The organism is Rhizobium sp. Root1203, from assembly GCF_001424945.1.
GTDB lineage: Bacteria > Pseudomonadota > Alphaproteobacteria > Rhizobiales > Rhizobiaceae > Rhizobium.
The window spans coordinates 579,916-604,042 of sequence record NZ_LMCW01000012.1 but is presented as its reverse complement, the minus strand read 5'-3'; the positions used below and the strand labels follow the sequence as shown (position 1 = coordinate 604,042).

At 60.0% G+C, this 24,127-nt stretch carries 26 protein-coding genes; 17 read left to right on the top strand and 9 right to left on the bottom strand.

The genetic code is table 11. From position 1 onward, the window contains the following. Positions 1-14: 14 nt before the first annotated feature. The 3 genes from ASC97_RS13515 to ASC97_RS13505 form a co-directional block, all read right to left on the bottom strand. On the bottom strand, positions 15-1,169 hold the full coding sequence (locus ASC97_RS13515; protein WP_057468830.1) for an amino acid ABC transporter permease: 1,155 nt from the start codon (positions 1,167-1,169) through the stop codon (positions 15-17). A 1-nt stretch (position 1,170) separates the two neighbouring features. Further along, positions 1,171-2,373, bottom strand: a complete 1,203-nt coding sequence (locus ASC97_RS13510; RefSeq protein WP_057468829.1) for an amino acid ABC transporter permease — start codon at positions 2,371-2,373, stop codon at positions 1,171-1,173. A 94-nt stretch (positions 2,374-2,467) separates the two neighbouring features. Beyond that, positions 2,468-3,493 (bottom strand): amino acid ABC transporter substrate-binding protein, encoded by a 1,026-nt coding sequence (locus tag ASC97_RS13505; RefSeq protein ID WP_057468828.1) that lies wholly within the window; start codon positions 3,491-3,493, stop codon positions 2,468-2,470. A 369-nt stretch (positions 3,494-3,862) separates the two neighbouring features. Here ASC97_RS13505 and ASC97_RS13500 point away from each other — a divergent pair, with 369 nt between their 5' ends. Further along, positions 3,863-5,053 (top strand): cystathionine beta-lyase, encoded by a 1,191-nt coding sequence (locus ASC97_RS13500; protein WP_057468827.1) that lies wholly within the window; start codon positions 3,863-3,865, stop codon positions 5,051-5,053. On the opposite strand, the gene ASC97_RS13495 is transcribed toward ASC97_RS13500, so the two are convergent. Next, the gene (locus tag ASC97_RS13495) at positions 5,054-6,205 is read right to left on the bottom strand and encodes an FAD-dependent monooxygenase (protein ID WP_057468826.1); all 1,152 of its coding nucleotides are present in this window, start codon (positions 6,203-6,205) and stop codon (positions 5,054-5,056) included. A gap of 28 nt (positions 6,206-6,233) precedes the next feature. After that, on the bottom strand, positions 6,234-6,479 hold the full coding sequence (locus ASC97_RS13490; protein WP_057468825.1) for a zinc-finger domain-containing protein: 246 nt from the start codon (positions 6,477-6,479) through the stop codon (positions 6,234-6,236). A gap of 159 nt (positions 6,480-6,638) precedes the next feature. On the opposite strand from ASC97_RS13490, the gene ASC97_RS13485 reads away from it, so the two are divergent. The 8 genes from ASC97_RS13485 (at position 6,639) to ASC97_RS13450 (ending at position 14,178) form a co-directional block, all read left to right on the top strand. Further along, positions 6,639-7,424, top strand: coding sequence for an alpha/beta fold hydrolase (locus ASC97_RS13485; protein WP_057469357.1), 786 nt, complete (start codon positions 6,639-6,641; stop codon positions 7,422-7,424). A gap of 120 nt (positions 7,425-7,544) precedes the next feature. Next, a complete protein-coding gene (gene cysE, locus ASC97_RS13480; protein ID WP_057468824.1) occupies positions 7,545-8,378 on the top strand; it encodes a serine O-acetyltransferase in 834 nt (277 codons plus the stop codon). A gap of 150 nt (positions 8,379-8,528) precedes the next feature. Further along, positions 8,529-8,735, top strand: coding sequence for a DUF3126 family protein (locus ASC97_RS13475; protein ID WP_037061461.1), 207 nt, complete (start codon positions 8,529-8,531; stop codon positions 8,733-8,735). 240 nt (positions 8,736-8,975) lie between these two features. Continuing rightward, entirely contained in the window at positions 8,976-9,401 is a 426-nt protein-coding gene (locus ASC97_RS13470; RefSeq protein ID WP_057468823.1) for a DUF3597 domain-containing protein, read from the top strand. 215 nt (positions 9,402-9,616) lie between these two features. After that, positions 9,617-9,985 carry a phasin family protein gene (locus ASC97_RS13465; protein ID WP_057468822.1) on the top strand — a complete coding sequence of 123 codons (369 nt, stop codon included), beginning with the start codon at positions 9,617-9,619 and terminating at the stop codon, positions 9,983-9,985. A 266-nt stretch (positions 9,986-10,251) separates the two neighbouring features. After that, complete coding sequence (gene clpS / locus ASC97_RS13460; protein ID WP_037061466.1) at positions 10,252-10,605, top strand: ATP-dependent Clp protease adapter ClpS; 354 nt, start codon at positions 10,252-10,254, stop codon at positions 10,603-10,605. Positions 10,606-10,615: 10 nt separating this feature from the next. Further along, complete coding sequence (clpA, locus tag ASC97_RS13455) at positions 10,616-13,126, top strand: ATP-dependent Clp protease ATP-binding subunit ClpA (RefSeq protein ID WP_057468821.1); 2,511 nt, start codon at positions 10,616-10,618, stop codon at positions 13,124-13,126. A gap of 110 nt (positions 13,127-13,236) precedes the next feature. Beyond that, on the top strand, positions 13,237-14,178 hold the full coding sequence (locus tag ASC97_RS13450) for a phosphatase PAP2 family protein (protein WP_057468820.1): 942 nt from the start codon (positions 13,237-13,239) through the stop codon (positions 14,176-14,178). Here ASC97_RS13450 and ASC97_RS13445 read toward each other — a convergent pair whose 3' ends face one another. The 4 genes from ASC97_RS13445 to ASC97_RS13430 form a co-directional block, all read right to left on the bottom strand. Beyond that, on the bottom strand, positions 14,179-14,604 hold the full coding sequence (locus ASC97_RS13445; protein ID WP_057468819.1) for an HIT family protein: 426 nt from the start codon (positions 14,602-14,604) through the stop codon (positions 14,179-14,181). Positions 14,605-14,657: 53 nt separating this feature from the next. Beyond that, on the bottom strand, positions 14,658-15,848 hold the full coding sequence (locus tag ASC97_RS13440; protein WP_057468818.1) for a GNAT family N-acetyltransferase: 1,191 nt from the start codon (positions 15,846-15,848) through the stop codon (positions 14,658-14,660). A gap of 78 nt (positions 15,849-15,926) precedes the next feature. Beyond that, complete coding sequence (locus ASC97_RS13435; RefSeq protein ID WP_057468817.1) at positions 15,927-16,646, bottom strand: glycerophosphodiester phosphodiesterase; 720 nt, start codon at positions 16,644-16,646, stop codon at positions 15,927-15,929. Then, positions 16,643-17,113 carry a RidA family protein gene (locus ASC97_RS13430; protein ID WP_057468816.1) on the bottom strand — a complete coding sequence of 157 codons (471 nt, stop codon included), beginning with the start codon at positions 17,111-17,113 and terminating at the stop codon, positions 16,643-16,645. The genes ASC97_RS13435 and ASC97_RS13430 overlap by 4 nt, the downstream gene beginning before the upstream one ends. A gap of 136 nt (positions 17,114-17,249) precedes the next feature. On the opposite strand from ASC97_RS13430, the gene ASC97_RS13425 reads away from it, so the two are divergent. The 8 genes from ASC97_RS13425 (at position 17,250) to ASC97_RS13390 (ending at position 24,114) form a co-directional block, all read left to right on the top strand. Continuing rightward, on the top strand, positions 17,250-18,086 hold the full coding sequence (locus ASC97_RS13425; protein ID WP_057468815.1) for a cell envelope integrity EipB family protein: 837 nt from the start codon (positions 17,250-17,252) through the stop codon (positions 18,084-18,086). A gap of 165 nt (positions 18,087-18,251) precedes the next feature. Further along, a complete protein-coding gene (locus ASC97_RS13420) occupies positions 18,252-18,935 on the top strand; it encodes a pentapeptide repeat-containing protein (RefSeq protein ID WP_244481479.1) in 684 nt (227 codons plus the stop codon). 189 nt (positions 18,936-19,124) lie between these two features. Further along, the gene (gene rpsB, locus ASC97_RS13415) at positions 19,125-19,889 is read left to right on the top strand and encodes a 30S ribosomal protein S2 (protein ID WP_057468814.1); all 765 of its coding nucleotides are present in this window, start codon (positions 19,125-19,127) and stop codon (positions 19,887-19,889) included. A 244-nt stretch (positions 19,890-20,133) separates the two neighbouring features. Next, positions 20,134-21,060, top strand: a complete 927-nt coding sequence (gene tsf, locus ASC97_RS13410) for a translation elongation factor Ts (protein ID WP_057468813.1) — start codon at positions 20,134-20,136, stop codon at positions 21,058-21,060. A gap of 94 nt (positions 21,061-21,154) precedes the next feature. Continuing rightward, a complete protein-coding gene (pyrH, locus tag ASC97_RS13405) occupies positions 21,155-21,877 on the top strand; it encodes a UMP kinase (protein WP_057468812.1) in 723 nt (240 codons plus the stop codon). Between the two features lie 52 nt (positions 21,878-21,929). After that, positions 21,930-22,490, top strand: a complete 561-nt coding sequence (frr, locus tag ASC97_RS13400) for a ribosome recycling factor (protein ID WP_057468811.1) — start codon at positions 21,930-21,932, stop codon at positions 22,488-22,490. A gap of 44 nt (positions 22,491-22,534) precedes the next feature. Next, a complete protein-coding gene (locus ASC97_RS13395) occupies positions 22,535-23,281 on the top strand; it encodes an isoprenyl transferase (RefSeq protein WP_057468810.1) in 747 nt (248 codons plus the stop codon). Then, on the top strand, positions 23,281-24,114 hold the full coding sequence (locus ASC97_RS13390) for a phosphatidate cytidylyltransferase (protein WP_057468809.1): 834 nt from the start codon (positions 23,281-23,283) through the stop codon (positions 24,112-24,114). The genes ASC97_RS13395 and ASC97_RS13390 overlap by 1 nt, the downstream gene beginning before the upstream one ends. Positions 24,115-24,127 lie beyond the last annotated feature (13 nt).

Here is a 24,127-nt window from a genome sequence, read left to right as displayed (position 1 = left end):
TTGTTGCTTGCGGCTTATCGTCTATAGCCTGTGTCGAGATGACGTTCCATGAATCCTGAATAGCGCGACATGCCGAAGCAGAATAGCCAGAAAACGAAGCCTGCGAAGATCAGGCCCGTCATCGGCGTGACGGCAGTCGCCCAGTTGGCGTCCGAGAAGTTCAATTTCACGATGCCGAGCAGGTCGAACATGCCGATAATGGTGACCAGCGACGTATCCTTGAACGTGCCGATGAAGGTATTGACGATGCTCGGGATGACGAGCTTGATGGCCTGCGGCAGGATGATCAGCCGTGTCTTCTGCCAATAGCCGAGGCCGAGCGAGTCCGCGCCTTCGGACTGCCCCTTCGGGATCGCCTGCAGGCCGCCGCGGATAACTTCGGCCATGTAGGCCGACGTGAAGATCGAAACGCCGATCAGCGCGCGCAGCAACTTGTCCACCGTCCAGCCGGTTGGCAGGAAGAGCGGCAGCATGACGCTTGCCATGAAGAGCACGGTGATCAGCGGAACGCCGCGGATGATCTCGATAAAAGCTACGCTCAGCATCCGGATGACTGGCATTGTCGATCGTCGCCCGAGCGCCAGCAGGATGCCGCAGGGAAGCGACACGGCGATGCCGACGAAGGACAGGATCAGCGTCACCATCAGGCCGCCCCAGAGCGGTGTATCAACGATCTCGAGACCCAGGCCGCCGTGGAGCAGCCAGAAGGCAACGATCGGGAACACGATGAAGAGCAGGATGGCGTTCAGTCCCTTGCGCGGCACCGAGGGGATCAGCATCGGCACAAGAAGGAGAACGAACAGGATGCCGACGATGGTCGGGCGCCAGCGATCTGCGAGCGGATAGCGCCCGAAGATGAACTGGTCGTATTTGGCGCTGACGAACGCCCAGCAGGCTCCGCTCCAGCCTTCAGGCTGCACGCCGCCCTGCACGGTCGTGGCACAGAATGTCCGGTCCGGTCCGGTCCAGACGGCTTGAACGAACAGCCAGTTGACCAGGTGCGGCACGCACCAGGCAAGCAGCGTAAGCGCAAGGATCGTCAGGACGACGTCCTTGGGGGTCGCGAGCAGGTTCTTCCGAATCCATGCATTTGCACCCTTTTGGCTCGACGGAGCCGGCGCGGGGGCAATCATGGCCGATCTGACGAAGGAATGATTGGATACGGACATCTTATCTCTCCACCAGCGCCATTTTGGCATTGAACCAGTTCATGAACAGCGATGTGACGATGCTGATGCCGAGGTAGACGATGCCCCAGATGCAGACGATCTCGATCGCCTGGCCGCTCTGGTTGAGAATTGTCCCACCGACCGCCACGAGATCCGCAAAGCCGATCGCGATGGCGAGCGACGAGTTCTTCGTCAGGTTCAGGTATTGGCTGGTCAGCGGCGGTATGATGATACGCAACGCCTGCGGCACGACAACAAGTCGCGTGACGCTCGACGGATGCAGTCCCAGCGCACCAGCCGCCTCGGATTGCCCCTTGGGTACGCCGCGAATGCCGCCGCGAACGATCTCGGCGATGAACGAGGCAGTGTAGAAGGACAGCGCCAGGAAGAGCGACATGAATTCCGGGCCGACAACCGAACCGCCCGTCAGGTTGAACTTTCCGGCAATCGGCATGTCGAACGACAGTGGGAGGCCGGTCAGGAGAAAGACGACAAGCGGCAGTCCGATGAGCAGTCCGATCGACGCCCATACCGTGTGGAACGGCTGACCCGTGGCCGCCTGGCGTCTATGAGCCCACCGCGCCATGAAGAACACGGCAACGACTGCAATCAGGAATGCGATTCCGACGGCGATCATGCCGGTCCCGAAGATGGCTTTCGGGAAGGCGAGACCTCTGTTGTTGAGGAACATGCCGAGCGGCAAAGCGAGGGATTCGCGTGGTTGCGGCAGAACGGCGAGAACCCCAAGATACCAGAAGAAAATGACAAGCAGCGGCGGGATGTTGCGGAATACCTCGACATAGATCGTGCACAGTTTGGCGATCAGCCAGTTGTGCGAGAGGCGCCCGATCCCGATGATGAAGCCGATGATTGTCGCCGTGACGATGCCGGTGACGGCCACGAGCAAGGTATTCAGTATCCCGACCAGCAAGGCGCGCCCGTAGGTCGCGTCACTGGAAAATGAAATCAGCGACTGGCCGATTTCAAAGCCGGCGCGGCCGCGAAGAAATCCGAAGCCGGATGCGGTGTTGCTCCGGGCAAGGTTTACGGCCGTGTTGTGAGCGATCCACCAGACGAAGGCGACGAGGATCACCAGTGTCAAAGCCTGAAAGAAGATACCCCGATACTTCGGGTCGTACATGGCCGATCTTATATTCCAGCCGGTCCCGGGCAAATGTGTCGATTCCACTGCCTCTTGCGTCATGCCGAGCCATTCCCCTATGCGCCCGTTTTCGGGCTTTCTTTTTGGAAGAGGAAAGGCGATCGCTCGCCTTTCCTGGCTTTCGTTGCTGGTTCGACTAACGAACCGGCGGTGCGTACTGGATGCCGCCCTTGTTCCACAGAGCGTTCAGGCCGCGCGCGATCTTGAGCGGGCTGCCCTGGCCGACGTTGCGCTCGAAGACTTCGCCATAGTTGCCGACGCCCTTGACGACATTGTAGGCCCACTCGTTGGTGAGGCCGAGGTCGGTGCCGATCTTCGTGTCGGTTTCGGTGCCGAGGAAGCGCTTGATGTCAGGATTCGGAGAGTTCTTCATCTCGTCGACGTTGGCCTGTGTGATGCCGAACTCTTCAGCATTGATCAGGGCGTAGAACGTCCACGAAACGATGTCGAACCACTGGTCGTCACCCTGACGAACTGCCGGCGCGAGCGGCTCCTTGGAGATGATTTCCGGAAGGATGACGTGCTCGTCGGGATTCTTGAGCGTCAGGCGCAGCGAATAGAGGCCGGACTGGTCGGTCGTGTAGACGTCGCAGCGACCAGCGTCGTATGCAGCGTTGACCTCCGGCAGGTTTTCGAAAACCACCGGGTTGTACTGCAGATTGTTGGTCTTGAAGTAGTCGGCGAGGTTGAGCTCGGTTGTCGTGCCGGCCTGGACGCAGATTGCAGCGCCGGAAAGCTCCAGAGCCGACTTCACGTTCAGGCTCTTGCGAACCATGAAGCCCTGACCATCGTAGTAGGTGATCGGACGGAAGTTGAAGCCGAGTGCCGTATCGCGGTTGATGGTCCATGTCGTGTTGCGCGACAGGACGTCGATTTCGCCGGATTGCAGAGCCGTGAAACGCTCCTTGGCGTTGACCGGCGTATACTTGACCTTGGTCGGGTCACCGAAGACGGCAGAGGCGATCGCCTTGCAGAAATCGACATCGAAACCGGCCCAGTTGCCGGATGCGTCAGGCGCGGCGAAGCCGGTCAGGCCGGTATTGACGCCGCACTGCACGAAGCCTTTTGCCTTCACTTCTTCCAGAGTGGTGGCCGAAGCGGTCGAAGCGCCAAGCGCGAAAATCGCTGCGCCGATCGTGGCCGACAGAAGCTTAATCTTCATTTTTCCCAACCTTTTCCTTTGTCTTATCTTTTCTTGTGGGAGCGTCGGCCGAAGCGCACAAACCTCCCAAGCGACCCGACACCCTCCCGGCGCGAGTGGTTCTATCACAGTCGCAAATGTCACTACGGTCAAGTGTCGCGCCGCAATATTGCGTGATAATTCGGCAAATCGCTCGCCCGGGAGCGCAAAACAAGCAGATGACTATCCGTTAGGCAGCATCTGGCGAAAAAATCCGCTGGAAAGCACTGATCTGGCGAGCGGATTCGTAGTGTCGGAACATGGTCGCACGTTCGCGCGGGGGTTGACCGCACGGCCGGGCAGGTTCAAGAGTCTGCCACTTCCATCCCACCGCCAAAGGCTATTTCCGACATGAAAGACAGAGACGGTCTGCTACTGAACGCAGGCATCAATACGCGCCTTTCCCACCTCGGCAACGATCCCGCCGATTACCATGGCTTCGTCAATCCGCCGGTCGTACATGCCTCGACCGTATTGTTCCCGACGGCAAAGGCGATGGAAACGCGCGCGCAGAAATATACCTACGGAACACGTGGCACGCCGACCACCGACGCGCTTTGCGACGCGATCGACGCGCTTGAAGGATCGGCAGGCACCATCCTGGTCCCGTCGGGCCTTGCAGCCGTCACCGTTCCGTTCCTCGCGTTCCTGTCGTCGGGCGACCATGCGCTGGTCGTCGATTCGGTCTACGGCCCCACTCGGCATTTCTGCGATACGATGCTGAAGCGCCTCGGCGTCGAGGTCGACTACTACGACCCGATGGTCGGCGCGGGTATTGAATCCTTGATCAAGGCGAACACCAAGCTTGTCCATACCGAGGCTCCCGGGTCCAACACCTTTGAAATGCAGGACATACCGGCAATCGCCGCAATCGCGCACAAGCATGGCGCGGTGGTGACGATGGACAACACCTGGGCGACGCCGATCTATTTCAGGCCGCTCGATTACGGTGTCGACATCTCGATCCACGCGGCCACGAAATATCCGTCCGGCCATTCCGACATTCTCATGGGCACGGTCTCGGCCAACGCCAAACATTGGGAACAGCTCCACGAGGCGAATATCACGCTGGGCATCTGCGGTGCTCCGGACGATGCCTACCAGATCCTGCGTGGCCTGCGGACCATGGGCGTTCGTCTCGAACGTCACTACGAGAGCGCTCTGACGATCGCCAAGTGGCTCGAGGGCAGGGAGGACGTCGCTGCGGTCATGCACCCAGCTCTGCCGAGCTTTCCGGGGCACGATCTCTGGAAGCGCGACTTCAAGGGCGCGAGCGGCATCTTCTCCTTCGTGCTCAAGGCTGACACAGTCAGCAGCTTCAAGCCCAAGGCGCATGCCTTCCTCGACGCCTTGCAGATCTTCGGTCTCGGCTGGTCCTGGGGTGGCTTCGAGAGCCTTGCTGTTCACGTAGGCCTCAACGACCGCCGCGTCACCAAGGCGCCGACCGAAGGACCGGTCATCCGCCTGCAGATCGGCCTGGAGGATGTGGCCGATATCAAGGCCGATATCGAGCGGGGATTTGCCGCCGCAAAGGCCGTCTGATCAATCGATGGCACGGTAGCCGTAGATCCAGTCAAGATCCGCCGCGAGACTTTGCGGCGGTTTCAGCGACAGCACGATGTCGCGTCCGACGCGGATCGGCCCGCGGGCGTGATAGGCGAACCGGTTGAATGCGCCGCGCTGTCGCAGCCGGTTTATGCGTGGCAGCCGATGCGCTTCGAAGAGCGGAAGGGCTTCGGCTGTGGAGCGCGTGGCGAGGAATGCCGCGAGTTCATAGGCGTCCTCGATCGCCATGGCCGCCCCCTGCGCCGCAAACGGCATCATCGCATGCGCCGCATCACCGATCAGCACGGTATCGCGACCGTTCTGCCATTTGCCGGCCGTCGCTTCGTAAAGCGGCCAGAAGGTCATCTCCCCCGCGCCGGCGAAAAGCGACACAAGCGCGCCGTTCCAGCGTGAAAACCGCGATATCAGGTGTTGCCGCTGAGCAGCTGTCGGCTGCCCAAGCCAGGCATGGGACGCAGCATGCCCGGAGGCGATCGCCACCATGTTGAAGCTCTCGGTTTCCCGGAGAGGGTAACAGATGAGGTGGGCCGACGGCCCGAGAAAGGCCGATACGCTGGCGCGATCAAGGAACGCGGGCGCATTCTTCGCCGCAATCGTGAAACGGTGGGCAACATTGCCGGAAAAGCGGGAGGAGGGGCTGCCGTCGATCAGCCCGCGCGCCTTTGACCAGACGCCGTCCGCGCCGATCAACACATCGGCCTTGCGGATTACGCTGGGCAATTCGCCGTTTTCGATGCCTGCGCCGAGATGCAGCGTGCAGTGCGGGCTCTTCAGAACGGCATCGAGCAGGGTGGCCTGCAGCGTCGCGCGATGCAGCACGCCATAGGGCGCGTTCCAGCGACTGCGAGCAAACTGGCCCGAGGGAACGGCCGCGAGTTCGCGAAGCGAGGTGCCTGATATCAGCCGGATCGACTGCGGCTCCAGCCAGACGTCGGTCAAGCTCTCGATAACGCCGAGCCTGTCGAGAATTCGCGTCGCGTTAGGTGAGAGCTGGAGGCCGGCGCCGACTTCCGTCAACGCCGGTGCCTGCTCGAAAATTTCGGAGCTGATGCCATGCTTTGCCAGCGCAAGTGCCGCCGTCAGACCCGCGACGCCCGCGCCGATGATGGCGGCATGTTCGACCGGCATCGGTATGTCCGATCTCTAGGGCGCGGCTTTACGCTGCCTTGACGTGGAAAACGCAACCGGCAGGGTTGGTCTGGTTTGCCTTGAGCGCGCTGTTGAAGCGGTACAACGTCGAGCAATAGGAACAGACCTTCTCGTTGTCATCGCCCATGTCGATGAAGATGTGCGGGTGGTCGAAAGGAGCCGAGGCACCGGTGCACATGAATTCCTTCACACCGACTTCGACAACGCGGTGTCCGCCGTCGTTCTGGAAGTGGGGAATGTTGTGACCGGCCATGGTGATCTCCGAATGCTTTGAAATGTGCGCGGACCTTATAATCCTTCGCCGCAAATGTGTAGAGCCAAAGAGACGCACTCCGGACAGTTTTTGGCCCGGGCAGGGTTCCCGTCCGCCGGTCGATAAAATATGGTCCAGCCGAAAAACAGGACCGCCTCGATGAACTTGAATACGCCAGCCTTTTCCAGCTTCACGCACGATGGGCTCAAACTCGCTTATTTCGATGAGGGCGATCCGAGCGGCGCCCCGGTGCTCCTCATCCACGGCTTCGCATCGACCGCCAGTGTGAACTGGGTGCATCCCGGTTGGCTGAAGACGCTCGGCGATGCCGGTTACCGGGTGGTCGCCATCGACAACAGGGGGCACGGCGGCAGCGACAAGCCGACCGAAGCCGAGGCTTACCGGCCCTGGCACATGGCCGGCGACGCAATTGCGCTCCTCGATCATCTCGGCATACCGGAAGCCAACCTTATGGGGTACTCCATGGGCGCGCGCATCTGCGTATTTGCCGCCCTCGCGAACCCGGACCGCGTCCGCTCGCTTGTGCTAGGTGGCCTGGGCATCGGCATGACCGACGGAGTCGGCGACTGGGATCCGATCGCCGATGCACTGCTGGCGCCATCGCTGGATGACGTGAGCCACGAGCGCGGCCGCATGTTTCGTGCCTTCGCCGACCAGACAAAAAGCGACCGCCGCGCGCTTGCTGCCTGCATTCGCGGTTCGCGCGACCTGGTGGCGAGAGCCGACATGGGGAAGATCGATGCGCCGACGCTCATCGGCGTGGGCACCAAGGACGATATCGCGGGATCCCCCGGGGAACTGGCCGCGCTGATGCCGAATGCCAAGGCGCTCGATATTCCCGGACGCGACCATATGCTGGCCGTAGGCGACCGGGTATTCAAGAAGGCAGTGCTCGAATTCTACGATGAAGTCGCCGGTGAGTGACATCTCGATCGCCGTTGCGGCGGCGGAAACATGCCGGAAACCATTCGCGCATAAGCCATTTATGTCAGCGGCATTTTGCCGTATATAGAGCCATTCAGACGGCATACGAGGAGACCTTCCATGGTCGCAAAGACAGACATTCGTCCTCTTGAGACGCCAAGCTCGCTCAAGGTGATGGATCCGATCTGGGACAGCCTGCGCGAGGAAGCGCGCGTCGCCGCCGAAAGCGATCCGGTGCTGGCGGCGTTTCTCTATTCGACCGTTCTCAACTATCGCTCGCTGGAAGAATGCGTCATCTACCGTATCTGCGAGCGCCTCGACCATCCCGACATGCAGGCGATCCTGCTTCGCCAGACCTTCGACCAGATGCTGGAAGACTGGCCGGAGTGGGGAGCGATCCTCCGGGTCGATATCCAGGCGATCTATGACCGTGATCCCGCCTGCCTGCGCTTCATGGAAGCCGTGCTCTATTTCAAGGGGTTCCACGCGCTGCAGACGCATCGCCTGGCACACTGGCTCCTCAATCGCGGGCGCCGCGACCTTGCGCTCTATCTGCAGAGCCGGTCTTCGAGCGTTTTCCAGACTGACATCAATCCGGCTGCCCGGATCGGCCGCGGCATCTTCCTCGATCACGCGACCGGCCTGGTCGTCGGCGAGACTGCGGTGATCGGCGACAACGTATCGATCCTCCATGGCGTGACGCTGGGCGGCACCGGCAAGGAAGGCGCGGACAGGCATCCGAAGATCGGCAGCGGCGTGCTGATCGGCGCCGGTGCGAAGATCCTCGGCAATATCGAGATCGGTTATTGCTCGCGCATTGCCGCTGGCTCGGTCGTGCTGAAGGCTGTGCCGCCGAAGACGACGGTCGCGGGCGTCCCCGCGCGTGTGGTCGGAGCAGCGGGGTGTTCGGAACCGTCGCGGATCATGGATCAAGTAATCGGCGCGGATATCTAGGTCCCGCATCGAGGATATCGGGTGTCGCATGCAGCCAGGCAGCCGCCCTTACAACGGCGGGGATAGCGATCATCATCGGTTCCCGCGCCTTTACAGCGCCGTCTTTCATGTGCAAGAAGCGGCCAATCGAGATCGCTCAGGAGATGAAGTGTGAAGCCCGAAGAAATCAAGAAACTCGACGCGTATTTCAAGCGCACGTTCAATCCGCAGATCGTCGTCAAGGCTCGTCCGCGCAAGAACGATTCCGCTGAAGTTTACCTCGACGAAGAGTTTCTGGGTGTCGTCTATATCGACGACGAGGACGGCGACCGGTCCTACAATTTCTCGATGGCGATCCTGGACGTCGATCTGGCATGATCGCCGGCGCTGAGCCCGGCTCATGCGCAAACGATGACGCAGGCCGCAGCTTATGCGGCTTGCCTGCAACCGGCAAATGCCGGCCCTGCACGACCCTAAATCCCTCGAAATAACTGAAAAATCACGCCGACCGCCACTCGAAGGCGTGCCGAAAAGAGAATTCGTCTCTGGACCAACTGGCCAACCGCTCCATCTTGAGTGGTGAGCATGTGCTCGATTGCCAGCAAGGGGATGTTGAGGATGGGTATTTTCGACAAGATCAAGCATGCCATTTTCGGGGAGGCACAGGCTGCTCCGGTGACGCAGGCCGCGGCGCCGAAGATAGAGCCGGCACAGGCGCCTGTTTCGCCCTCTGCCGCGCCATCGCCGGCGCCAAGCTCAGCACCTGCGGCAACTCCATCAGCGGCGGCCGTCGATATCGTTTCGGCACTCGACGCGGCGGTGAAGAAAAGCGGGCAGAAGCTGGACTGGCGCCGTTCGATCGTCGACCTGATGAAAGCCGTGGGAATGGACGCGAGCCTTGCCGAGCGCAAGGAACTGGCCACGGAACTCGGCTACACCGGTGATACCCACGATACCGCGACGATGAACATGTTTCTGCACAAGGCGCTGATGAAGCGGCTGTCGGAAAACGGCGGCAAGGTCCCGGCCGATCTCCTCGATTAATCGTTCGAGTGCCGCAATCGGATTCTTTGCGAAGCCTCTGGTTGCGGCCCTCTGATATATTTTAGCAATATCAACTATCCGGCCACATTGCCTGCCGTCCTCGGAATTTGCGCATCTTCAAATGCAACCATAGAGTGTTGTGCGACGCACAAGATCGCTTGATCTTTGTGTGCGGTGCGACTACCTTTTGGCTTCCGAGCACAAGGAGGATTTTCATGCTGAACTTTGATGACGCCGCTGGAAAGAGCAAGGAAGCCATGGAAACGGTACTCAAGAGCTATTCCGAGACGACCAAGGGATTTCAGGCGATCGCCACGGAGGCGACCGAATATTCCAAAAAATCTTTCCAGGATGCAGTCACGCATTTCGAGACGCTGTCCGGCGCGCGCAGTCTCGAAGCTGTCTTCGAACTGCAAACCGGCTATGTGAAGGCCGCATACGAGAGCTTTGTCGCTGAAGCGACGAAACTGAGCGAAATGTACGCTGACATCGCCAAGAGCGCCTACCGGCCATACGAGGCGCCGGTAGCTGCCGCCGTCGCGAAAGCTGCCAAGCCTGCGGTGGTGACGCCCGCCGCGGCTTAGGGGGCGGACGGTGCAAAAGCTGCATACCCCTTGAAAAACGAAGGCCGGCTACGCATCTGCAGCCGGTCTTTTTCGTTTTTCACGAAACGTTTTGCGTCCCTGTCGCTAGTTTTTGTGTCTTTGCGCCAAGTCCGGTTGAATTGTGATTGCAGTGTGAAGCGAGGGGCTTAAAATCGCTCTACAATGAACTAAGTTAGTAATTCAGAAATTCGGCGGGTAAAGCAGGCCTCCCATGCACCGCCGGATTGTTCGGGGAATGAATGAATATGATCGTACAGCCGATCCGGATGCAAAATGATAGCGAAAGGAACGGGGACAACGGAAATCGCGGCACCTCGGTCATCACGCGCACAAAGCCTAAGACGAAGAAACCCAATCTGTACCGTGTGCTGATTTTGAATGACGACTACACGCCTATGGAGTTCGTCATCCATATCCTGGAGCGTTTTTTTCAGAAGGACCGTGAAAGTGCCACCCGCATCATGCTTCATGTCCATAATCATGGCGTCGGCGAATGTGGAATATTTACATACGAGGTAGCGGAGACCAAGGTGAGTCAGGTGATGGACTTCGCCCGACAGCACCAGCATCCGCTGCAATGCGTCATGGAAAAGAAGTGAGGATCTGAACGTGCCAACATTTTCGCCTAGTCTTGAGAAGGCGCTCCATCAGGCACTGACCTTTGCCAACGAGCGGCATCACGAATATGCGACGCTCGAGCATCTGCTGCTCGCCCTGATCGACGATGCCGATGCGGCCGCGGTCATGGGCGCCTGCAATGTCAATCTCGACGCGCTCCGCAAAACCCTTGTTGAATATGTCGATAACGAACTCTCCAACCTGGTCACGGGTTATGACGAGGACTCCAAGCCGACTTCCGGCTTCCAGCGCGTCATTCAGCGTGCCGTCATTCATGTTCAGTCGTCCGGTCGCGAAGAAGTAACCGGAGCAAACGTGCTCGTCGCCATCTTCGCCGAGCGCGAAAGCCATGCCGCCTATTTCCTGCAGGAGCAGGAAATGACCCGCTACGATGCCGTCAACTACATTTCCCACGGGATTGGCAAGCGCGCCGGATCGTCTGAAACGCGGACGCCGCGTGGTGCCGACGATGGCGAATCGGAGAGCAAGCCGGCATCGCGCGGCAGCGGCGAACAGGAAGAAGGCGGCGCCAAGAAGCAGCAGGATGCCCTGAAGGCTTATTGCGTGAACCTCAACGAGAAGGCCAAGGTCGGCAAGATCGATCCGCTGATCGGCCGTCATGCCGAGGTCAACCGCACGATTCAGATCCTGTGCCGCCGTTCGAAGAACAATCCGCTGTACGTCGGCGATCCCGGCGTCGGCAAGACGGCGATCGCCGAAGGCCTGGCCAAGCGCATCGTCGAAGGCAAGGTGCCGGAAGCGCTTGCCGACGCCACCATCTTTTCACTCGACATGGGAACGCTTCTGGCCGGCACGCGCTACCGCGGCGATTTCGAAGAGCGCTTGAAGCAGGTCGTCAAGGAGCTCGAAGAATATCCGGGCGCCGTTCTTTTCATCGATGAAATCCACACGGTGATCGGTGCAGGCGCCACGTCAGGCGGAGCGATGGACGCGTCGAACCTGCTGAAGCCGGCCCTGTCGTCGGGCGCGATTCGTTGCATCGGATCGACCACCTACAAGGAATATCGTCAGTTCTTCGAGAAGGACCGGGCTCTGGTTCGCCGCTTCCAGAAGATCGACGTCGCCGAACCGTCGATCGACGATGCGATCGAAATCATGAAGGGCCTGAAGCCCTATTTCGAAGAGTATCACCACCTGCGCTACTCGAACGAGGCGATCAAGACAGCCGTCGAGCTGTCGGCACGCTACATCTCCGACCGCAAACTCCCCGACAAGGCGATCGATGTGATCGACGAGACGGGTGCGGCCCAGATGCTGCTGCCGCCGTCCAAGCGTCGCAAGCTGATCACCGAAAGGGAGATCGAGGCGACGATCGCCACGATGGCCCGCATTCCGCCGAAGACCGTGTCGAAGGACGACGAAGCCGTTCTCGCCAATCTCGAGAAGGAACTGCGTTCGGTCGTCTATGGCCAGGATACGGCAATCGAAGCCCTGTCGACCTCGATCAAGCTGGCGCGTGCCGGCCTTCGCGAGCCGAACAAGCCGATTGGCTCCTATGTCTTCTCTGGGCCTACGGGCGTCGGCAAAACCGAGGTGGCCAAGCAGCTGGCGTCGTCGCTCGGTGTCGAGCTTCTGCGCTTCGACATGTCGGAATATATGGAGCGGCATACGGTTTCCCGTCTGCTCGGTGCACCTCCCGGCTACGTCGGCTTCGACCAGGGCGGTCTCCTGACCGATGGCGTCGACCAGCATCCGCATTGCGTGGTGCTGCTCGACGAGATCGAGAAGGCGCATCCCGACATCTACAACATCCTGCTGCAGGTCATGGACCACGGCACGCTGACCGACCACAACGGCAAGAAGATCGACTTCCGCAACGTCATCCTGATCATGACGACCAATGCGGGGGCATCCGAGATGGCCAAGGCGGCATTCGGCTTCGGTTCGTCCAAGCGGACGGGCGAGGACGAAGAGGCGCTGAACCGCATCTTCACGCCGGAGTTCCGCAACCGTCTCGACGCGATCATTCCGTTCGCGGCGCTGCCGACGGTCGTCATTCACAAGGTCGTGCAGAAGTTCATCATGCAGCTCGAGGCACAGCTTTCCGAGCGGAACGTCACCTTCGACCTGCACGAGGATGCGATCGCCTGGCTGGCAGACAAGGGCTACGACGAAAAGATGGGTGCCCGCCCGCTGGCCCGCGTGATCCAGGATGTCATCAAGAAGCCGCTGGCCAACGAAATCCTCTTTGGCAAGCTGAAGAAGGGTGGCGTCGTCACCGTCACTGTAGGCCCGAAGGAAGACGGCAAACCCGGCATCATCCTTGAATCGATGTCGGACAGTGCGCCGATCAAGCCGAAGCCGGAGGCCGAGGTTGTCCACCCCGAAGGTGACGACCAGGATGACGGCGAACTGAAGACCAAGACGCGGCCCAAGAAGACCACGGCTTCGGTGAAAAAGGCGAAGGCGCCAGTCGCCGAACCCGAGGTCAAGAGTCCGCCCAGGAAGGGCAGCGCTGTCCCACGGGTGCCAAAGAAGTAGGTCAATGGAAAAAGCGGCTTTCGGGCCGCTTTTTCTTCGGCGGTTGCACGGGTGCTTAGCCGAATTTTAAGTGCAATCGACTATCTCAGGCTTCAGCAAGGAGCCGGTCTATGGTGTTTCTGCCCGCCGAACGTTTCATTGTTACGATCATCGCGGTGCTGGCGTCGCTCGATGTTGTTCTTCTGTCGTGGAAGGGGATCGGGTTCGATGCAGCAGGCTATGCAAGCCTGATCGCGTGCGGATCATCAGCCATCGCTATCGGCCAGTTCTACAGACATGTCAGGCCCAACGAGGGTATCGCAGCGACTGCAACAGCTGCTGGGCTCTTCATACTCTTCACGATCGTCGGCTCGGTGTTCAACTATCTGCTGCTGCCGCTGCTCTTTCATCCCGTCGATCCGGTTCTTGCGCGCATCGACGAACAGCTCGGCTTTCACTGGCCAAGTTTTGTGACCTGGGCGTCGCAGTATCCGCGTGCCGGAATGCTGCTGCAAGCCGTCTATGCGACGTCATTGCCCCAACTGCTGGCAATTCTCTTCATCCTGGGGTTCTCGGGTCGGATTCGCCTGTTGCACCACTTCCTGCTGACAGGTGTGATTGGAGCGCTTCTCGCTATCGTCTGCTGGTCGTTCTTCCCCTCGTTCGGTGCTTCGTCGATCTATGTGTTGCCGAAGGACGTTACCGACGCAGTTCCACTGGCCGTCGGCCCGGACTACGGTGCGCAGCTTGTCGAATTGGGCCGCCACGGTGCGACGTATCTGTCGCCGAAAAATGTACTCGGGCTGATCGGATTCCCGTCGTTTCACACAGTGATGGCGGCGATGTCCGCCTGCTTTCTTCTGCGCTTTGGCCCGCTGGCGGTGCCGTTCCTTATTCTCAATGCATTGATGGTGCCCGCGATCCTCATTCAGGGCGGGCACAATCTCGCAGATGTCATCGGTGGTCTTGTCGTGTTTGGCATTGCCTACCGACTGGCAGACGCTGCGCTATGGCAATGTGAAACGCTGCAGGCGCGATTGCCACGCAAGGTCGCTACCGGTGCGAAGCCGTGATCAAAGCCAAGCTTTGATTTTCTCGGCATTTGCAGCAAGTACGGCGTTGTCCTCCATTTTCCCCGAATGCGGATGCAGCGCCACGCCCTCGTGGCGGGGGATGACGTGGAAATGCAGGTGGAAGACGGTCTGGCCCGCCGCCGGCTCGTTGAACTGGCAGACGAAGACGCCGTCCGCGTCGAACGCCTCTTTGACGGCATTGGCGATTTTCTGGACGACCGGGATGGTCTGTGCCAGCGTGGCCGGATCGGCGTCGAGTAGATTGCGCGAAGGCGTCTTGGGGACGACGAGAACATGGCCGGGCGCCTGCGGCATCACATCCATGAACGCGACGGTGTGGTTGTCTTCGTAGATACGGTGCGAGGGAATTTCGCCACGCAGGATCTTTGCAAAGATGTTGTTGCTGTCATAAGCGGCGCTGGTCATGCGAAATCTCCTCGTTGGTGCCTTGTTCCGGTAGCGCGGCACGGGCGAGGGCGTCAATCCTCTTGAAGCCGCTCGCCTTTTCGGAACGGGCTGTGCTCGGCCAGAATCTCGTTCATGTGCTCGACGTCGTCGCGCTCGCGCTCGAGATAGTCCGCGATCGCCCGGCGAAGGCCGGCATGCGCGACATAGTGGGCGGAATGCGTTGTCACTGGCAGGTAACCTCGCGCCAGCTTATGCTCGCCCTGCGCCCCGGCCTCGACGCGTTTCAGGCCTTTCGCCAGGGCGAAGTCGATCGCTTGATGATAGCAGACCTCGAAATGCAGGTACGGATGATCCTCGATGCAGCCCCAATGCCGGCCATAGAGCGTATCGCCACCAATGAAATTGATTGCACCGGCGACATAGCGCCCGTTGTGCTTGGCCATGACGAGCAGGATGTCGTCGGGCATGCGTTCGCCGATCAGCGAGTAGAACTTGCGCGTAAGGTAGGGGCGGCCCCATTTGCGGCTCCCCGTGTCCATGTAGAAGGCGAAGAACTGGTCCCAGATGCGCTCCGTCAGATCGCTGCCGGTCAGCCAGTCGATGCTGATGCCGTTTTCCAGCGCCGTACGGCGTTCCCTGCGCAGTGCCTTGCGCTTGCGCGAGGCGAGTGTTTCGAGAAACGCGTCGTGGTCGGCATAGCCCTCGTTGATGAAATGGAACTGTTGATCGGTTCGGTGCAGATAGCCATCGGTCTCGAACACGGCGATTTCGTCCTCGGGAACGAAGGTGATGTGTGCCGACGAGACGCCTAGGCGGCGAACGACCTCCTTGAGGCTTTCAGCCATTGCGTCCTGAATCGGACGGCGCTGCACACCGGCTGCGACCAGCAGGCGCGGACCGGTTGCAGGCGTAAACGGTATCGAGCACTGGAGCTTTGGATAATAGCGGCCGCCCGCCCGTTCGAAGGCATCGGCCCAGCCATGGTCGAAGACATATTCGCCCTGGCTATGGTTTTTCAGATAGCCGGGCAGGGCGCCGACGAGTTGTCCGTCGGCACTCTCCAGCAGCATATGATGTCCGAGCCAGCCTGTCTCGGCGGTTGCCGATCCCGATTCTTCGAGTGAAGACAGGAAAGCGTGCGAGACGAAGGGATTGTAGGCGAGCGCGCTATCGCCTTTTGAAGCCCCGGAAAGCCGTGACCAGCTCTCAGGGGAAATATCGGTGAAGGACCGCTCGATGCGGATTGAGAGTTCGTCTGTCATAAAGCGAGTGCGAGACCGTTTGGGAGGATAATGGGGCTCCGATCCAGTCTGCGCATGAACGTGTCCAAAAAGCGAGCGTCAAACCAGAACGCGCGGATCAAATCCCTCGAACGTCATCTGGTCGGCGTTCTCGAAGCTGTGCCTGCGTGCCTTCTCGTCCCGGACCGTCCAGGTGATGACGACGATACCCTTCTCGCGCTGCGCGCTGATGAAGGGATTGGGAAGATCGGCGAAGAAGTACGAAATGAAGTCGAGGCCGAGTTGCATCGCTTTTTCATTGGCTTCGAATTCGTCCGGCTTGTTGCCGCCCGCCGTCAGGCCGAGCGGGTAGGGCGCATCGAGGGCCTTGAGTTCACGCAGCAGCCAGTGGTCGAAGCTCATCAGCGCCACTTTGCCTTCGTAACCTTCCAGTACTTCGAGAACGGCTTCGACGAAGCCTGCGTCGTCAGCTTCGCGCCCCTTGAGCTCGATCACCAGCGGAACCCTGCCCTTGACGAGATCCAGCATCTGTCTCAGCGTCGGAATCTTGTCGCCGGTGCCGCCGATCGAAAGCAGCCCCAGTTCCTGGGAAGTCCGCTCGCGAACGTCACCCTTCAGGTTGCACAGGCGCTCCAGGTCTTCGTCGTGGAAGACGACCGGCACGCCGTCGGAAGCGTAATGGAGATCGCACTCGATGGCGAAGCCGGCCTCGACGGCGCGCGAGAACGCGGAGAGGGTGTTTTCCCAGACCTTGTTGTTGAGGTCATGATAACCGCGGTGGGCGACGGGCAGTTCCTTGAGCCAAGCTGCCGAGGTCATGACGCGACTTCCATGATTGCGTCGATTTCGACCGCGGCGTTCATGGGTAGTGCTGCCATGCCGACTGCGGCGCGAGCATGCTTTCCGGCTTCGCCGAGGACGCCGGCAATCAGGTTCGATGCACCGTTGATCACGAGATGCTGCTCGACGAAGTCGGGCGTCGATGCCACGAAACCGTTCAGTTTGATGACCCGCTTGATCCGGCTGAGATCGCCGCCGAGCGCGGCTTTGGCCTGTGCGAGGATGTTGATCGCGCACAGCTCCGCGGCCCGCTGGCCCGCCGGCACGTCGACATTCTTTCCAAGGTGGCCGGAAACGGCAATCTTGCCGCCGTCGAGCGGCAGCTGTCCGGAAATGTAGAGAAGGTTGCCGTTGATCACATATGGAACATAGTTTGCGGCGGGTGCCGCGGCCTCAGGCAGGGATATCCCCATCTCTTTCAGCCGCGCAGCGATTTGATCGGACATTTTCCTCTCCGCTTTTGTTGTCAATAGTTCTAAAATTATGCATCAAGGCTTGAATCTATTTTGTGACATGATCGAGCCTCGATTTGGCCGAAAGCGTTCTTATAACATCGCAGGCGAGTCCAACAGGAGATTATCAATGGTCCGATCGAGTCTTGCCGCACTCTTCCTAGCAGGCGTTTCGGCAAACGCCTTTGCAGCGGCACCGGTAACCAGCGCGGCAATTGCCACGGGTCTGGTCGCTCATCGTGCCGTCTATGATCTTGAGCTGAAGGACGCATCCGAGCGCTCCGGCATTTCAGGCATGTCGGGCCGCATGGTCTACGAGTTCGACGGCAACTATTGCAGCGGCTACACCACCAACTTCCGCTTCGTGACGCAGATCGATACGGGCGATGCGGTGCGTCTGAGCGATCAGCAGACGAAGACCTTCGAGAACCTGAAGGATCGGAAGTTCACCTTCGACACGAAATCCTTCACCGACGACCAGCTTGACAAGGAAGTCAATGGTGCGGCCGAGGATCGGGCCGAGGGCGTGAAGGTCGATCTCAAGCAGCCCTCAAGCAAGGAGCTTCAGCTCGCCGCGAGCCGCTTCCCGACCGAGCACATGCTGGACGTCATCCAGAACGCCAAGGCCGGAAAGCGCCTGTTCGAAGCACGTGTCTTCGACGGCTCCGACGATGGCGACAAGGCTCTTGCCACGACCACGGTCGTGGGCAAGCAGGTAACGCCCTCCAAAGACGAGACGGATGCAAGCAATGCCGGCGCCTTCTCCAAGACGGCGTTCTGGCCGGTGACCATTTCCTACTTCAACGAAAACACCAAGACGGACGCATTGCCCGTCTACCGCATGTCGTTCAAGCTCTACGAGAACGGCATCACGCGGGATCTGACGATGGACTACGGCGACTTCGTACTCTCGGGCAAGCTGTCGAAGCTCGAGCTGCTCGACGCCAAGGCCGTCGCCTGCAAGTAAGATCGTTGCCTGTAACCAATTGCCAGCATTGGACGATCGCTTGGCGGTCAGACGAATGCCGATGTATGCAGCAGGATGTCCTCCATGCTAGGACTCGGGTGTGTGATTGAGCGGTGACCGCGGGATGGAGTGAAGATTTTGGCTGCAAGTCATAGTGTGTCGACGATTGTCCTGTTGGGTGTGACCCTGGCTCTGACGGCCGCGGCATCCTGCGGTTCTGCCTTTGCTGCCGATTGCGGCATGACGCCGTCCTCTGGGATCGACTGGGGCGGCTGCAACAAGAAGAACCTGATGCTGGAGGGAGGCGACTTCCAGAAGGCCAATCTTGTCGACGCCGATTTCACCCTGACCAATCTGAGCGGAACCAATCTCACCTCGGCGAATCTCGAAAAGGCTACGTTGGTGCGCGCCTGGTTTACCGGTGCTCAGGTCGACAAGGCGAATTTCGCGAAGGTCGAAGCGTATCGTTCGGGATTCGAGAACGTCTCTGCCCAGGGCGCTTCCTTCGCAGGCGCGGAGCTGCAGCGCTCCAATTTCAATGGCGCGACGCTGACCGGCGCGAATTTCGAAAAGGCGGAGCTCGGCCGCGCAAGCTTTACCAAGGCAGTGCTGACGGGAGCAAGCTTTTCGCTCGCGAACCTGTCGCGCGCAGATCTCAGCGGAGCGACATTCGAAGGCCCCATTTCCTTCGACCGCGCCTTCATGTTTCTGACCCGCATCAGCGGTCTCGATCTTTCCAAAGCAACCGGCCTGCAGCAGGCACAGATCGAGCTCGCGTGCGGCGATTCGAACACGAAGCTGCCGGCTGGCCTGACGGTGCCGCAGAGTTGGCCCTGCGATTCCGATTGAGGCGTTAGGTCTGGCATTATTTTTGGCGATAAGCCTTGCTTTTCCCTTGGAGGGAGGTTAAGGCCACCCGCATTCCACACGTAAGGCATGGGGTTGTCCGGGAGAAATCCGGATGGTTCCGCCCGGTGGCATCTTCGAAGAGGATGCTGTTCGCCTTGCGGAGGTTCAACCGGAAAAGGATAACAAGGCATGGCATTGCCCGATTTCTCTATGCGCCAGCTCCTCGAAGCAGGCGTCCACTTCGGCCACCAGACGCACCGCTGGAACCCGAAGATGAAGCCGTACATTTTCGGCGATCGTAACAACATCCACATCATCGACCTCGCTCAGACGGTTCCGTTGCTGTCGCGCGCGCTGCAGGTCGTCAGCGACACCGTTGCCCGCGGCGGCCGCGTTCTGTTCGTCGGCACCAAGCGCCAGGCTTCGGAGCTCATTGCAGACTCCGCAAAGCGTTCCGCACAGTACTACGTCAACTCGCGTTGGCTCGGCGGCATGATGACAAACTGGAAGACGATCTCCAACTCGATCCAGCGTCTGCGCAAGCTCGACGAAATCCTCAACGGCGACGCCCAGGGCTTCACCAAGAAGGAACGTCTGAACCTCGAGCGCGAGCGCGAGAAGCTCGACAAGGCCCTCGGTGGTATCAAGGACATGGGCGGCACGCCGGACCTGATGTTCATCATCGACACCAACAAGGAAAAGATCGCGATCGACGAAGCCAAGCGCCTGGGCATTCCGGTCGTTGCGATCATCGACTCGAACTGCGATCCGGACCTCATCGACTATCCGATCCCGGGCAACGACGACGCATCGCGCGCCATCGCTCTTTACTGCGACCTGATCGCGCGCGCTGCCATCGACGGCATCGCTCGCCAGCAGAGCTCGTCGGGCCGCGACCTCGGCGCTTCGATCGAAGCCCCGGCTGAGCCGGCGCTCGACGAAACCGGCGCCTGATAAAAGAAGCAGGCGGGCCAAATTCGTCCGTCATGCTTTCCAGAGATTGGGAAAGGCCGCTCGCGACTTTTAGAAGTTCGGCGGCCTTGACCGTTTCAGGCGAGGGCGATCCGCCCGCCGCCATATGAGTTTCGTTATGACGCGTCTTTCATCACGCTGTCATACATACAGGTACATTTCGTGCCTCAATCCGGTGCCGCACCGCCATTTGCGGGCCACTGTTTGAACCGACAAGAGGAAGCTTATGACCGAGATTACGGCTGCATTGGTGAAGGAACTGCGCGAAAAGTCTGGCGCAGGCATGATGGACTGCAAGAAGGCGCTGGTCGAAAACAACGGCGATATCGAAGCCGCGATCGACTGGCTGCGCGCCAAGGGCATCTCCAAGGCCGACAAGAAGTCGGGCCGCACCGCTGCTGAAGGCCTGATCGCCATTGCCGGCGCCGGCCACAAGGCCGTTGTCGTCGAGCTCAACTCGGAAACTGACTTCGTTGCCCGCAACGACGCTTTCCAGGACCTGGTTCGCGGCATCGCCAACGTCGCTCTGGCGACCGACGGCACGGTTGAGGCCATTTCGGCCGCGACCTATCCGGCGTCCGGCAAGCCGGTCTCCGACACCATCAAGGACGCGATCGCAACGATTGGCGAGAACATGACCCTGCGTCGCGCTGCCAAGCTCGAAGTCGAGCACGGTGTTGTCGCGACCTACATTCATAACGCTGCCGGCGACGGCATCGGCAAGCTCGGCGTTCTGGTTGCGCTGAAGTCGGTCGGCGACAAGGCCGTTCTGACGTCGATCGGCCGTCAGGTCGCAATGCACATCGCTGCGACCAACCCGCTCGCCATCCGCGCCGAAGAAGTCGATGCCGGCGTTGCCGAGCGCGAACGCAATGTCTTCATCGAACAGGCCCGCGAATCCGGCAAGCCGGAAGCCATCATCGAAAAGATGGTGGACGGCCGCATGCGCAAGTTCTTCGAAGAAGTTGCCCTTCTCTCGCAGGCCTTCGTGATCAACCCTGATCTGACGGTCGGCGCTGCGATCAAGGAAGCTGAAAAGGAAGCCGGCGCTCCGATCGAAGTCACCGGCATGGCGCGTCTTCTCCTCGGCGAAGGCGTCGAAAAGGAAGAGACGGACTTCGCTGCCGAAGTGGCTGCTGTCGCCAAGGGCTGATCGTTCGTATACATGTGAAAACCGAAGGGCATCGCGTGACAACGCGGTGCCCTTCGTGTATCCGGCAGTCAATAGTCACAAATGAGGAGCCAAGATGTCGTCAGAACCTGTCTATAAGCGCGTTCTACTCAAGGCTTCCGGCGAAGCCCTCATGGGCAGCCAGGGATTTGGCATCGATGTGGCCGTTGCCGATCGCATCGCGGCTGATATCGCCGAGGCGCGACAGATGGGCGTGGAAGTCGGCGTCGTCGTTGGCGGCGGCAACATTTTCCGCGGCGTCGCCGTTGCCTCGAAGGGCGGCGACCGCGTGACGGGCGACCACATGGGGATGCTCGCCACGATTATCAACGCGCTCGCGCTGGCGACCTCGCTGCGCAAGCTTAACATCGACACCGTCGTGCTTTCCGCAATCGCGATGCCCGAGATCTGCGAGAGCTTCTCGCAGCGCGCCACGCTTTATCACCTGTCGCTCGGTCGGGTCGTCATCTTCGCCGGCGGCACGGGCAACCCGTTTTTCACGACGGACTCTGCGGCAGCGTTGCGCGCCGCGGAAATGGGTGCCCAGGCGATCTTCAAGGGAACGCAGGTCGATGGTATCTATTCGGCCGATCCGAAGAAGGAGCCGGACGCCACGCGCTTCGATCGACTGACGCACAAGGAAGTCCTCGACAAAGGACTTGCCGTCATGGACGTTGCAGCCGTTGCGCTCGCGCGCGAGAATTCCATTCCGATCATCGTCTTCTCGATCCACGAGAAGGGCGGTTTTGCTGAAATCCTCAAGGGCGGTGGTCTCAAGACCATCGTCTCCGATAATTGATTGAGTGGCGGCGCCAATTGGCCGCAGCTTCTACCGAGACGGGAGCACTGACATGAGTGAAGGCATCGACATCAAGGAACTCAAGCGCCGCATGGATGGCGCCATTTCCTCGTTCAAGAGCGATATCGCATCGCTGCGCACCGGCCGCGCTTCGGCCAATATTCTCGACCCAGTGACGGTCGAGGCTTATGGTTCGCGTGTACCGCTGAACCAGGTCGCCAATATCACGGTCCCGGAACCGCGCATGCTGTCGGTTTCGGTCTGGGACAAGTCGATGGTTTCCGCGACCGAGCGCGCTATTCGTGAATCGAGTCTGGGTCTCAACCCGATTATCGACGGCCAGAACCTGCGCATTCCGCTGCCGGAACTCAACGAGGAACGCCGCAAATCTCTCGTCAAGGTTGCTCACGATTATGCCGAGAAGAGCAAGGTCGCGATTCGCCACGTTCGCCGGGACGGCATGGACGGCCTTAAGAAAGCCGAAAAGGACGGTGTGATTGGCCAGGATGTTAGCCGCGCGCAGTCGGATCGTGTGCAGAAGATGACGGACGAGACGATTTCTGAGATCGACCGCTTGCTTGGTGACAAGGAAAAGGAAATCATGCAGGTCTAAAGCGCTCTGCGCCTGCGCCTTGGGCTGGAAGAACCGGACGGGAAATGTCTGAACGAACATTTTTGACAGTGCCAGAACATGTTGCCATCATCATGGATGGCAACGGCAGATGGGCCAAGCAACGCGGATTGCCGCGCACGATGGGCCATCGCAAGGGCGTCGATGCCGTGCGCGAAACCGTGCGCGCGGCCGGTGATGTCGGCATCAAGTATCTCACGCTGTTCGCCTTCTCATCGGAAAACTGGCGCCGCCCTGAAACGGAAGTCACCGATCTGCTTGGCCTGCTCAAGGCATTCATCCGGCGCGATCTCGCGGAACTGCACCGCCAGAACGTGCGCGTCAAAGTGATCGGCGACCGGCACAGCCTGCAAAGCGACATCCTGGACCTTCTTGTCGACGCGGAAGAGCGGACAAAGGGCAATACGGCGCTGACGCTCGTGATTGCCTTCAACTACGGTTCTCGCGACGAGATTGCACGGGCTGTCGCAAGCCTCGCAAGAGATGTGGAAGCGGGCTGCTTGCGGGCGCAGGACATTACGCCCGCCCTGATCAATGCGCGGCTCGACACTGCGGGCATTCCCGATCCCGACTTGATCATTCGGACAAGCGGGGAAGAGCGCCTGTCCAACTTCCTGCTGTGGCAGGCCGCCTATTCGGAATTCATCTTCGTTCCGGAATTTTGGCCGGATTTCAGCCGGGAGATGCTGTATTCCGCGCTCGAGACCTTTGCGTCGCGCGATCGCCGTTTTGGCGGATTGGTCGCGCAGACGGCTGCGGCAGTGGGCACCTGATGCATCAGGAATTGCGACTTCGCATCATTTCCGGACTGATCCTGGCAATCCTCGTTCTTGGCGCCACGTGGTTCGGCGGTCTCGCATTCAGCGTTCTCTCGGCGTTGATCGGACTGCTGATCTACTACGAATGGTCGACGATCACGCGAATGCGCACCGAGCAGCCTGTTGCCAACGCCGTTGGCTGGATCGGGCAGATAGCCATCGCCGTGGCCGTCGTCGCTGGAACGGTTGGCTATTCGCTCATTCTCCTGATCCTGTTCTTAGCAATAGCAGTCGGCTTTGTGGCGCTGCGCAATACGTCGCGCTGGTTTCCGGCGGGCACGGTGTACGCCGGGCTGACAGGTATAGCGCTTTCCGGCATCCGGGGCGCCGACACCCTCGGGCTCTATGCCATGCTGTTCGTATTCGCGGTCGTCTGGGCGACCGACATCCTTGCGTATTTCGTTGGCCGGGCAATCGGTGGCCCGAAGCTTGCACCGAAGATATCGCCCGGAAAAACCTGGTCCGGCGCGATCGGCGGCGCCGTATCTGCCGTCGTCGCCGGGAGTCTGGTCGCATACCTTGCATTCCCCGAAAGCGTTCTTCTGGCAGCGCCGATCGCGTTCATCCTGTCGGTCTGCAGCCAGATCGGCGATCTCTTCGAATCGTTCATCAAGCGCCGCTTCGGCGTGAAGGATTCCAGCCGCCTGATTCCGGGACACGGGGGTGTCATGGATCGGGTTGACGGGCTCATTTTCGCCTGCTTTGCGGCGTTCTTGCTAGCTGGGCTTTTTTCGCTGATAAAGGGCGGTGAAGCGACGTCGCTCGGCGCAGCCCTGTTCGGCGTGTAATGTCTGCAAACGC